An 11,327-nucleotide genomic window follows, 5' to 3' on the forward strand; every position below is an offset into this window, starting at 1 on the left:
TACTCTTATGTACACGAGTGGCTTGAATTTTCCGCAGTAACGGAGCAGACGGACTTTTTTCAACAGCCTGAAGGATATGGGGGCGCTGCCCCCCATCCCCCCGCCAGGAGGCTACGGCCTCCTGGACCTGCGATTTTGCTTTTCCCCGCGCTGAAGCAGCGCTGGAAAAAGCAACAGGCCAGAATAAATTATATGTAGAAGTCTGCTAACGGACTTCTTTCATTAGCCCCAAAAACAAAGGTTCATCTACCAATTCCGGGAAAGGCGGCTCAAAAAGGTGCGAGAGCAAGGCGCCAGAAAAATTGATTCGCGCCGTGTACTCTTAATGTACACAAGCGATATCAATTTTTCGCAGCAACGCCGCTATCGTGCCTTTTTCAGCCGCCTTATAGATTAAAGGTACTGCCAGACCTTGCCGATCTCCGTCTCCATAACCACAACAGCACAAAGATCACTGCATGCGATTTTGACAACCTCGGCCCGGAAGTTATCCTCGCCCTTGCTCTTGTTGTAGTCGTCCATAATCGCAATGGAATCGTCAAGGCTGCGTGTAAGGGGAGAACTGCCGTCGTTCGACCGGGGATGGTAGCCTATATAAATTGTTTCGAGCTTTTCCTGTTCCTTGTCCATTCCTGTCCTCCTGTGGTTCAGGGGACTGTCTTAGATTTGGACAAGTTTATCAACCGTCAGTTGAACCACAGTAGAGATATGAGAGCGTAAGGCTGATTTTCCTTTGTTAAAACAAAGCAGAAAATAGCAACGGATTTGCCCTGTAATAACGGCCCACCAAGCGGAAATGTGCAGTAACGCAGCTAACAGACCTTTTTCACCAATCCGCCCTTCCCCTCCGGCCCATTTTTTGCTCTACTTGCCATGAGTATAATCAGCAGGGTCGGATTTCCGACACGCCAACAGCAAAAGACAGGAAGCCATGCCCAAGCCGTTTGTTTTCAAACTCCAGAAAATCCTGGAATACCGCCACCAGCTCGAAGAGCAGGCCATGATGGCTCTGGCCAAGGCGCGCCAGCAATACCAGGAATATAAAGAACATCTGGACAGATTGCGCGGGCGGCTGGAACAACACGAGGCGTCCTATTTCAGCAAACCGGACATGACTACGGCGGACCTGTGGCTGTGGCGGAACTTCAAGGAACGGCTTTTGCAGGATATCGCGCATGCCGAGCTTCAGCTCAACCAATTGGCAAACAAGGTCGAGCGAGCCCGCGAAGAGGCCGTAGCCAAGGCCAAGGACCGAAAGCTCCTGGAAAAACTCAAGACCAATCAGGCGGAAGCATATGTCAAGGAAGAACTCCTTAAAGAGCAGAAGAACTACGACGAAATGTCAACCATCCTCTACGAAAACCCGAATCTCTAGGATTTTCTCGGCTCTGCTCATTGTCGGACTGGTCAAACTCGGGGTTTTGGGAGCCATTGGCTTCGACCTGTTCGGACGCCTTGGCCTGGATGAAGTTCCAGGGGCAAAAACCGTGGCAACCACCATTGCCGAAGTTGTGCCCCAGCCCGCTCCTGCCATGGCTGCAAGCAATAATGCCACGGCCCAGAACGCAACAGCCCCAAACGCCACGGCTCAGAAACCCGCCAACATGGCCCCGGCAGACTGGCAGGCGCTGAAACGCAAGCAGGAAGAGCTGTCGCGCAAGGAACAGGCACTGCATAACCTGGAACGCGAACTCAACCGCAAGATTGAAAAACTCACGGCTCTTGAAAAAAGCATCAAGGCCATGTTGGACGACGCCCGCTCCGTGCAGGACAAGAAGTTCAAGCATCTGGTGGACGTATACAGCAACATGAAGGCCAAGAACGCAGCCCAGGCCCTGGAAAAACTGGACCAGAAAACTGCTGTCAAAATTCTGTCTGGCATGCGCGGCAGAAAGGCCGGCGAAGTACTCAATTTCGTGACACCCGCCAATGCTGCCAAGCTTTCGCAGGAGCTGACACGCATGCAGATACCTTTTGAGTAGGGGAGTAGGCTGTTGAAAAAGGCCCGATAGCAGCGTTGCTGCACATCTCCACTTCGCGGGCCGTATGAAAGAATACTGGCCTCGCTCGTGGAACTGCTAGCGCCTTGCTCTCAGACCTTTTTGAACAGCCTCTGCTAGGCGGGAGTGGGGAAAGAATTTAAGAGGTCTTTGACCAAATCCTGGCTTTGAGGCTTTTATTAAAAAAGACTAATAATTTTAGGGGCTGTTTAACTTAGACAGCCCCTTTATTTTTTATTTAACGCATCGCAGGTCCAGGAGGCCGTTGCCTCCTGGCGGGGGGATGGGGGCAGCGCCCCCTATTGATCATGGCTGTTGAAAAAGGCCGATAGCGGCGTTGCTACACATCTCCACTTCACGGGCCGTATTGAAGAATACTGGCCCCGCTCGTGGAACTGCTTGCGCCTTGCTCTCAGACCTTTTTGAACAGCCTCTGCTAGGCGGGAGTGAGGAAAGAATTTAAGAGGTCTTTGACCAAATCCTGGCTTTGAAGCTTTTATTAAAAAAGACTAATAATTTTAGGGGCTGTTTAACTTAGACAGCCCCTTATTGGTCATGGCTGTTTAGAAACTGCACGTTAGCGGCGTTGCTGCGAAAAATTGATCTCGCTCGTGTACATCAAGAGCACACATCGTGATTGAATTCCCCTGGTGCCTCGCATCCAGACCTATTTGAACAACCTGCCGGATTGGGGAGTAGTGGAAAAAATCCGCTGATGTCCTGCTCCCAGCTCTCTTTTACCAAATCTTCCTTCTTGAGCTGCTGTTGCAAGACAAATAATCTTATTTGGCCTGTTGCTTTTTCCAGCGCTGCTTCAGCGCGAGGAAAAGCCTAATCGTAGGTCCAGGAGGCCGTTGCCTCCTGGCGGGGGGATGGGGGCAGCGCCCCCCATTGATCATGGCTGTTGAAAAAGGCCGATACCGGCGTTGCTGCACATTTTCACTTCGCGGGCCGTATGAAAGAATACTGGCCTCGCTCGTGGAACTGCTTGCGCCTTGCTCTCAGACCTTTTTGAACAGCCTGCAATATTAGGACTTTTTAATTTTTTCTAATAAATTTATCGCAGGTCCAGGAGGCCGTTGCCTCCTGGCGGGGGCATGGGGGCAGCGCCCCCATCACCCTTCTCCGTGCCCACAGCAACGACGCTATCGCGCCATCTCGCCCCTCTGCTAATCGAAGTCCGCCATCAGCGCGCCGATATGCACCCCATGCTGATAAGGTTCCTTGAGGTAGGCGCTACGTATGCGCCAAAGGGATTGCTGGAGCTGGTCCGAAGATATGCCGTTGCGCACGGCGGTGTAGGCTTCGATGAACGCGGCCAGGTTGTCGCAGATCTTGAGCATCCTGCCGTCTTTGGGGTCGTATTCGTCGGAGTTGTATTCTTCCTGCATCTGCTCGAATGTCACTTCCACGAGCTTACCGTCCTTGCGGATGACCGTGGCAAACTCCTCCTCGTCGCCTTCAATGCCCAGGAGGAACTTGAGCCGGTCGGAAAGTTGGCCGTGCCGCCCTTTTTCCAACATGGAAAAGACACGGCGGTTCAGGGCGTCTTCCTCGTATTCGCGGATAAGCCCGGCAATGCCGGAAACGCTGCGCTTGACCGGAGAGATGATGTCTCGGGTGAGCACTTCGGGCAAATCGTGAAAAATACCAGAGAAAAAGTTGTTCTGCAGCCGGGCACGGCAGGCCCCGTGTTCCAGGCCGAAGAAATAGGCATAGGAGGCCACGATGAACATGTGGCCGAGCACGGAGGTGTCCGGCACTCGGGGCGTTTGCGACCAGCGGGTCTGGAAGCGGAGGCGTCCGCACAGGGCTGCGAAACGGTTCAGGGTGGAGCCGTATTCGAGCAATTCGGGCACGCCTTCAATGTCGTCGTATTCCAGAAGCGTGGAGGTGAACGACTGCTCAATGTCTTCCAGCTCTTCGTCCGAGGGGTTGAGATCCTTGATAAGGCTGAACTCGTACTGGCTGGCGTAAATGTGTGAGGCGAACAGGATGCGCCCGGCAAGGTCGGAATGGTCGGGAATGCTGAGGAACGAGCGCATGCGGTCGCAGAAGTCGTCGCCCAGAATCTGGATGATGGGCATGAGCTGTTCCAGAACCCACGCGGTCAGACGCTCGTAATGCTCGGGGATGGCTTTTATCTGGTAGAACACGGGTGGTTTGATGTCTGTGATGATGAGGCGGTAAAGGTATTCGAAGATTCCGCCCTCGACGATGCGATTTCCCAGAGCCAGCTTTTCCTCCGGGGACATTTTCCGGCTGTTCAGCTCGAACAGCATCCAGGCAACCATCATTTTGTGGGATTGCTTGTCTATCTCGTACAATTCCATGGCCCGGAGCTTGTCGTTCCACCGCTTCATGTAGGCCCCGGAAAAAAGGAGTTGAAGCAGGCTTTTTCTGATGCTAGGCATAAAATAATCGCACTTTGTAATATTTTTGCGGACAGGGAACAGCGACTGGTATGAACTTTCTTGCAGACTAGCCCTGCCCGAGCCAAACCTCAAGCATACATCGGACCGGGAGGTTGGAGATGATTCTTCGCAAGCGTGCATGGGATATCATGCGTACGGATTTCGCCAAGGTCGATGACCAGGCAACATTGGCCGACGTGATGAAAATCATGCGTGAAAGCCTGAAAGACACACCCGAGGCACACATCGTGCTGGTGCTTTCCGAAATGGGCAACCTGCGCGGAGTCGTTTCCGCTTTTGATGTGCTCAAAACAGCAGAAAATATCGTGGTGCAGGACCAGTCCGTCCTTTCCGACTCGGAAGGCACGGATTGGGATGCCGCCTTCCGCCGCGCCTGCGGCATGTGCAGCGGCATTGAAATAACCAAGGTAATGAACGACAAAGTTCCCTCGGTCAAACCCAACGACCCGCTCCTTCTGGTGCTTCATGCCCTGGTCGAAGCCCGCCACAACTGGATCGTTGTCGAGGAAGGCGAAAAGCCCATCGGCATTATCGTAATCAGCGACCTGTACCGGGAGATCACCCGCGAGATGGTCGCAGAAATGTAAGACTGCTCCCACGCAAACAAAGGCCCGGCCCGGAATATTCCCCCAATATTCCGGGCCGGGCTTTTTTGTTTCTGCCCACAACCCCAGAACCTCAGAATACAAGGGGCCTGACAGAGGTGGACGGTTTTCGCATCATGCCTTACAGATTTTCCACAAGCCAACGGCTTACGAAGACACGGCCCGAACCCACAAACCGTTACCCGACACTGACATTTCCATGACCCACGATCCCACAGACCAATATTTGCCGCGCGGAGAATTTTCGTTCCTCAGTCTGTCCATTGGGGCCATGATCCGTGTTCTGTACTACCGGCTGCGCGGCATGCGCCCGGTGCGTGTGGGGCACTGCAAACAATGCGGGGCCTGCTGCCGCAACCTGCATCTTTTTCATCGCGGCAAATGGATACAGACCAGGCGCCAATTCAAGCGCATGATCGCCGAATGCCCTGAGTATGAACGGTTTGAAATCATGGACGACCCAGGCATGCTGTTGCTTTTCAGCTGCCGTTTTCTTTCCGAAGACAACATCTGCCAGGATTATGAAAACCGCCCCAGCGCCTGCCTGGAATACCCGACACTGGACCTGCACCTGCGAAGCAAGGTTCTTTACCCCAACTGCGGCTACTCCTTTAAGATGGTCAAAGACTTTGGCAAAACCATGAAGGCTGTGGCTCACATACAGGAACAGGCGGAAGACAAGGAAGATGCTGACGAGTGAAACAACATGGCCGTCGCTCTTTTTTTTGCCAGATACTTATTGACAAACGATAACTTATTACCGCATTAAGGTCATCAGAACATCCAATTGAACATTGTGGAGGATTTCGTGATGGCCAAGATACGCAGTGTAAGCCGCATGTTCCGTTTTCTTTTTCTGGCAGCCATGCTGCTTCCAATTTTCTCGGTGTGCTCCTGGCTGTGGCTGGGGCCGGAAAACGGGAGTGTCATTCTGCAAATAAGCCCGCTTTCGCATGGGCTGGAGGAATTCATCCCCAGCCAGGGGCTGGACATGCAGCAGCGTCTTCTGGGCATGGCGGCGCAAGCAGTGCCCGCAGCCGTGAACATGTTTCTGTACTGGCAGCTGGCCGTTCTGTTCGGCCTGTATTCCAAAGGGGAAATATTCACGTCCGGCAATGTGGCCTGCTACCGCCGTACCGCATTCGCCCTGCTTGCTTCGCAGGTTCTGGGGCCGCTGTACCAGGCCGCGGCATCGCTGGTGCTGACCATGAACAACGGACCGGGGCATCGCACCATAGCCGTGGGGCTGGACAACTACGACCTGGCCGAGGTTCTCATTGCCGTGGTCATTATCGTGATTGCCTGGGTAATGGACGAGGGGCGCAAGCTCAAAGACGAAGAAGCACTGGTCATATAAGGGGAGACGGCATGGGGATCATCATCAACCTTGACGTGATGCTTGCCCGGCGCAAGATGTCGGGCAAAGAGCTGGCCGAGGCCGTGGGCATCACGCCACAAAATCTGTCTGTGCTCAAGACGGGCCGGGCAAAGGCCATACGCTTCACCACCCTGAACGCGATCTGCCGCCATCTGGACTGCCAGCCGGGAGATATTCTGGAATATCGAGATACCGGAGCAGCAGACGAGTAGCTCCCCTGCCTACGGGAAAACCGACATCCCACGGCATTGTGCCGGGGCGGCGTACAGACCGGTTAAAACACCTCGGCTTCGAACCAGAAGATACGGGCGTCGGGCGCGGTGTGGGCATCGGGGGGAAGCCCTGCCTTGTGGCAGGTCTGGCGCAGAAAGGTGAGGCGGTCCCACTTCCACTCCGTAGCCACCTGGGGCAGAAGCAGCCCGGAATGGCCGCCCTGCTGGATGAGCAGGCCGTGGCGTCCCACCTCGATACGTTCCGGATCGGGACAGAGTTCCAGGGGGCTGAGCACGGAAATTTCAATTTCCAGGGTCTCGAATTCGGCAGGAGAAAGCGGACGGAAACGCGGGTCCTGAAAAGCAGCGGCCTGGGCCATGGCGTAGACGTTCTGGTACAGGGGCTTGTCGCCCACAATGTGACCGATGCAGCCGCGCAGCTGGCCGCGAATCTTGAGCGTGACAAACACGCCCAGTTCCTCGCGCAGGGTGTCTGTGGGTGGCTCGGGAACGGAATTCTGTCCAAAGTCGTTGTCCAGTCCGCGCCGGATGGAGGTGCGCACCAGTTCTTTCAGATAGTCTTTTTCCACATCTTCAAGCTGAAATCGAAACACTTCGGCAGCCATGGTTCCTCCCGATGATTGAGGTTGAACCGAAAAATCCCGTCAGAATCCCACTGCTCCACGCAAAGAGAAGGAGCTAAAAATCCTCCAGCGGCGGATTGACCATGTATGCGCCCTGGCCGTCGTCACACACGGAAGGCTGGTTGCCAGCGTCCAGGACAACGACCTTGCGGCCCTGGATTTCCAGCCGTCCCTGGGCCAGCCATTGCACGGCCTGGGGATAGATGCGGTGTTCCAGACGCAGAATGCGCGCGCCCAGACTCTCACCATCGTCTTTATTGAACGCGGGAACCACGGCCTGGATGATGATGGGGCCGTTGTCCATCTTGGCATCGACAAAATGCACGGTGCAGCCGGAAAAACGCACCCCGTGGTCCGCGGCATCGCCCTGCCCATGCACGCCGGGAAAACTGGGCAGCAGGGCCGGATGGATGTTCAGGACCTTGTTGGGAAAGGCGTTGAGCAACACCGGGGTGATGATGCGCATGAACCCGGCCATGATAACGGCCTCGGCCTGATGTTCCCGGATGATGCGGACCATTTCCGTATCGTACTCTTCGCGGCTGGAAAAATCGGTGTGGCTGACCACCGCGGTGGGAATCCCGGCCTTTCGGGCCCGTTCCAGACCATAGGCATCGGGCTTGTTGGAAAGGACCAGACGGATGTCCACGTCCAGCTTGCCTGCCTGCGTCGCATCGATGAGCGATTGCAGGTTGGAGCCGGAGCCGGAAAGTAAGACAGCAACACAAAACGACATCGGTGCTTCCTTCTATTAGACGGCTGCTGAAAAAGGCCCAATAGCTTCGTTGCTGCGCATTTACGCTTCACGGGCCGTATTAAAGAACACTGGCCTCGCTCGCGGAAATGCTGGCGCCTTGCTCTTCAGTCTTTTTGAGCAGCCTATCGCCAAACTTTTTGGGAAAGTGAAACAGAACAACCTTGCAAAAAGCAACTACAGGAGTTCACCTTTCCCTCCCCCCATACTGAGGGGGTCTGGGGGAAATCATTTCCCCCAGCGGGGTGCAGGGGCAGCGCCCCTGCATCAAACGGCCTGAAGCTTCCAAATTTTCTTGCGGTCAACTCAAAAGCCGGGCTGATTAGGCACGAGGATTTTGGCAGAGCCGACGTGTATTCTTTTATACACAAGGCGTTGCCAAAACCGGAGTAACGCCGTCAGCACGGAGTTTTCAGCTTACCGCTAGCTTACCGCGGTGACCATGGCATCTACCAGACCCGCCATGGTGTATTCCTCGGGTGCGATGTCCGCCTCAAAGCCGTAGCCTTCCAGGGTGCTGGAGGTCACGGGGCCGATGCAGGCGAGCATGATGGCATCGCGGTATTTGCGGAACACTTCGGGTTTGATGAGTTCGAAAAAGTTCTCCACCGTGCTGGAGCTGGTGAAGGTGACGAACTGGATTTCGTCATTTTCCAGGGCCTGGAGAATTTCCTGGGGATCGTTCTCTGCCAGTCCTGTTTCGTAGACGGGCAGGATGGTCACCTCGGCACCGGCCTCGCGCAGTTTTTCGGGCAGGACTTCGCGTGCCACCTTGGCGCGGGGGATGAGCACCTTTGCGCCTTTGATGCCGAGCTTGAGCAGGCCGTCCACCACGCTTTCGGCCACGTATTTCTCGGGCACGAAGTCGGGACGGATGCCGCGTTCGGCCAGGGCTTCGGCTGTTGCCGGACCGATGGCCGCGACCTTTTTGCCGCCCAGGGCACGGGCGTCCAGGTCCATGGCTTCCAGGGTAGCCCAAAAGTGTTTGACGCCGTTGACCGAGGTAAAGACGAGCCAGTCGTAGCTGCCGAGCTTTTCGATTTCCTTGCTGATATGGCTGTCATCCTCGTAGGGGAGGATGGAAATGGTCGGGAACTCGTAGCAGCAGGCTCCGAGCTCACCCAGCTGGGAGAGCAGCCCGCTGGCCTGTTCCCTGGCACGGGTAACGACCACGCCGTTGCCCAGCAGAGGGCGCAGTTCGAACCATTCCAGTTCTTCCTTGAGGCGGCAGACCTCGCCCACCACGATGAGCGACGGTGCCTTGTACCCGAGGGCGACGGCCTCTTCGGCCACGCTGTCCAGGGTGGAGACAAAGGAGCGCTGATGGCAGGTTGTGCCCCAATGCACCAAAGCCACGGGCATGTCGGGTTTCATGCCGTGCTTCATGAGATTTTCCGCGATCATGGGCAGGTTCTTGACGCCCATGAAAAAGACCAGGGTGCTGGTTCCCTTGGCCAGGGCGTCCCAGTTGTGGGCGCTTTTGGCCTTGGTGGGGTCCTCGTGCCCGGTAATGAAGGAGACGCTGGAGGCGTAATCGCGATGGGTCAGGGGAATGCCCGCATAGGCAGGACCGGCCACGGCGCTGGTTACGCCGGGAACGACTTCAAAGGATATGCCCGCTTCGAGCAATTCCTGGGCTTCTTCCGCGCCCCGCCCGAAGACGTAGGGATCGCCGCCTTTGAGCCGGACGATGACGGCGTCTTCGTCTTCCATGGCCCGCTGCACGAGAAGGTCGTTGATTTCATTCTGGGGAAGCGTGTGGTCGCCTCCCTTTTTCCCCACGTAGATGATTTCACAGCAGGGCTTGGCCAGCTTGAGAAATTCCTTGTTGGCCAGATAGTCGTACACCAGAATATCTGCCCGTTCGATGAGTTCCCTGCCCTTGACGGTGATCAGACCGGGATCGCCCGGCCCCGCGCCCACAAGATATACCATGCTCATGTTTTCTGCCTGTGTTTTCTGTCGTGAAGAATGATGTCCGCACCCTGTTGTGCTGCAATTCGCGGCAACTCGCTAGCAAGTACGGGGTTCAAGAATTTTTTGCAACTTGCAAGCATCCCATCCCTGTTCCCGCGCCAAACGGAGGCTAACCGTTCATTAAGCCATGGTGCAATAAGAACGGCGGCTATTGCCTGCACACCTGGAGTTTGATAACTACATTCCGAGTATGTGCAATGCGAGCAATGCCGGGGATTTCCGACTCAGTGCCCCCGGCCACAGACCATAGCGGGAAAAACATGGCAAAACTTTTCGACAGTATTTTGGGGTATTTCTCCACCGACCTCGCCATAGACCTGGGAACGGCAAACACCCTCGTCTACGTAAAGGGCAAGGGTATCATGCTGCGCGAGCCTTCGGTGGTTGCTGTAAAAAAAGACGGCCGTGGCGGCAACAAGGTCCTGGCCGTGGGCACGGATGCAAAACGCATGTTGGGCCGTACGCCGGGCAACATCGTGGCCATCCGTCCTATGAAGGACGGCGTTATCGCCGATTTTGAAATTACCGAAGCCATGCTTCGCCACTTTATCCATAAGGTACACAATTCCCGCAGGCTGGTCCGGCCGCGCATCATCGTATGTGTTCCCACCGGCATCACGCAGGTGGAAAAACGTGCCGTGCGCGAATCGTCCGAAAGTGCGGGCGCACGCGAAGTATACCTTATAGAAGAACCCATGGCTGCGGCCATCGGGGCCAACCTGCCCATTACAGAACCCACCTCCAACATGGTCGTGGACATCGGCGGCGGCACCACGGAAATTGCGGTCATCTCCCTTTCCGGCATCGTCTATTCCAAGTCGGTCCGCGTAGGCGGCGACAAGATGGACGAAGCAATCATGCAGTACGTCAAGCGCAAGTACAACATGCTCATTGGTGAATCCACGTCAGAACAGATCAAGATCGAGATCGGTTCGGCCTATCCCATGGAAGAGATCATGGAGCTTGACGTCAAGGGACGCGACCTGGTTTCCGGCATCCCGCAAAACATCACCATTACAAGCGAAGAAGTCCGCAAGGCCATTGCCGAACAGGTGGATTCCATTGTGCAGGGCTGCCGTATCGCCCTGGAACAGACTCCGCCCGAACTGGCCGCAGACATCGTGGACCGGGGCATTGTCCTGACCGGCGGCGGCGCGTCCCTCAAGGGGCTCGACCAGCTGCTGCGCGAAGAGACCCATCTGCCCATCACGGTTGTGGATGATCCGCTCTCCGCCGTTGTGCTGGGTTCCGGAAAGGCTCTGGACAACATCGAAATCTACAAGGAAGTCACTATCGACTAGTTCGTGGTCAATGGCCGCGTT

At 55.7% G+C, this 11,327-nt stretch carries 12 protein-coding genes; 7 read left to right on the forward strand and 5 right to left on the reverse strand.

Features of this window, described 5'->3' with window-relative positions; genetic code table 11:
* Window positions 1-393 precede the first annotated feature (393 nt).
* The gene (locus tag ACI0FJ_RS12630; RefSeq protein WP_424304010.1) at window positions 394-630 is read right to left on the reverse strand and encodes a hypothetical protein; all 237 of its coding nucleotides are present in this window, start codon (window positions 628-630) and stop codon (window positions 394-396) included.
* A 301-nt stretch (window positions 631-931) separates the two neighbouring features.
* Here ACI0FJ_RS12630 and fliJ point away from each other — a divergent pair, with 301 nt between their 5' ends.
* Window positions 932-1,375 carry a flagellar export protein FliJ gene (gene fliJ / locus ACI0FJ_RS12635; RefSeq protein WP_424304013.1) on the forward strand — a complete coding sequence of 148 codons (444 nt, stop codon included), beginning with the start codon at window positions 932-934 and terminating at the stop codon, window positions 1,373-1,375.
* Window positions 1,376-1,421: 46 nt separating this feature from the next.
* Window positions 1,422-1,982, forward strand: a complete 561-nt coding sequence (locus tag ACI0FJ_RS12640; protein ID WP_424304016.1) for a hypothetical protein — start codon at window positions 1,422-1,424, stop codon at window positions 1,980-1,982.
* A 1,187-nt stretch (window positions 1,983-3,169) separates the two neighbouring features.
* On the opposite strand, the gene ACI0FJ_RS12645 is transcribed toward ACI0FJ_RS12640, so the two are convergent.
* Window positions 3,170-4,414 (reverse strand): HD domain-containing protein, encoded by a 1,245-nt coding sequence (locus tag ACI0FJ_RS12645; RefSeq protein WP_424304019.1) that lies wholly within the window; start codon window positions 4,412-4,414, stop codon window positions 3,170-3,172.
* A 119-nt stretch (window positions 4,415-4,533) separates the two neighbouring features.
* Between ACI0FJ_RS12645 and ACI0FJ_RS12650 the strand changes: the two genes are divergently transcribed.
* From ACI0FJ_RS12650 to ACI0FJ_RS12665, 4 genes are all read left to right on the forward strand, one after another.
* The gene (locus ACI0FJ_RS12650) at window positions 4,534-5,022 is read left to right on the forward strand and encodes an HPP family protein (RefSeq protein ID WP_424304022.1); all 489 of its coding nucleotides are present in this window, start codon (window positions 4,534-4,536) and stop codon (window positions 5,020-5,022) included.
* 217 nt (window positions 5,023-5,239) lie between these two features.
* Window positions 5,240-5,740: a YkgJ family cysteine cluster protein gene (locus ACI0FJ_RS12655; RefSeq protein WP_424304025.1), complete on the forward strand. Its 501-nt coding sequence runs from the start codon at window positions 5,240-5,242 to the stop codon at window positions 5,738-5,740.
* 111 nt (window positions 5,741-5,851) lie between these two features.
* Window positions 5,852-6,397 (forward strand): DUF2975 domain-containing protein, encoded by a 546-nt coding sequence (locus ACI0FJ_RS12660; protein WP_424306566.1) that lies wholly within the window; start codon window positions 5,852-5,854, stop codon window positions 6,395-6,397.
* 11 nt (window positions 6,398-6,408) lie between these two features.
* Window positions 6,409-6,630, forward strand: a complete 222-nt coding sequence (locus tag ACI0FJ_RS12665) for a helix-turn-helix domain-containing protein (protein WP_424304028.1) — start codon at window positions 6,409-6,411, stop codon at window positions 6,628-6,630.
* A 62-nt stretch (window positions 6,631-6,692) separates the two neighbouring features.
* Here the strand turns inward: ACI0FJ_RS12665 and amrA are convergent, their stop codons facing one another.
* From amrA to cobA, 3 genes are all read right to left on the reverse strand, one after another.
* Window positions 6,693-7,256 carry an AmmeMemoRadiSam system protein A gene (amrA, locus tag ACI0FJ_RS12670; protein ID WP_424304031.1) on the reverse strand — a complete coding sequence of 188 codons (564 nt, stop codon included), beginning with the start codon at window positions 7,254-7,256 and terminating at the stop codon, window positions 6,693-6,695.
* A gap of 73 nt (window positions 7,257-7,329) precedes the next feature.
* The gene (gene purN / locus ACI0FJ_RS12675; RefSeq protein ID WP_424304033.1) at window positions 7,330-8,010 is read right to left on the reverse strand and encodes a phosphoribosylglycinamide formyltransferase; all 681 of its coding nucleotides are present in this window, start codon (window positions 8,008-8,010) and stop codon (window positions 7,330-7,332) included.
* A gap of 441 nt (window positions 8,011-8,451) precedes the next feature.
* Window positions 8,452-9,969 (reverse strand): uroporphyrinogen-III C-methyltransferase, encoded by a 1,518-nt coding sequence (cobA, locus tag ACI0FJ_RS12680; protein WP_424304036.1) that lies wholly within the window; start codon window positions 9,967-9,969, stop codon window positions 8,452-8,454.
* Window positions 9,970-10,265: 296 nt separating this feature from the next.
* Here cobA and ACI0FJ_RS12685 point away from each other — a divergent pair, with 296 nt between their 5' ends.
* Window positions 10,266-11,306, forward strand: coding sequence for a rod shape-determining protein (locus tag ACI0FJ_RS12685; protein WP_424304039.1), 1,041 nt, complete (start codon window positions 10,266-10,268; stop codon window positions 11,304-11,306).
* Window positions 11,307-11,327: the final 21 nt, after the last annotated feature.

Origin of the sequence: Desulfovibrio sp. 7SRBS1 (assembly GCF_049723905.1) — a bacterium.
GTDB lineage: Bacteria > Desulfobacterota > Desulfovibrionia > Desulfovibrionales > Desulfovibrionaceae.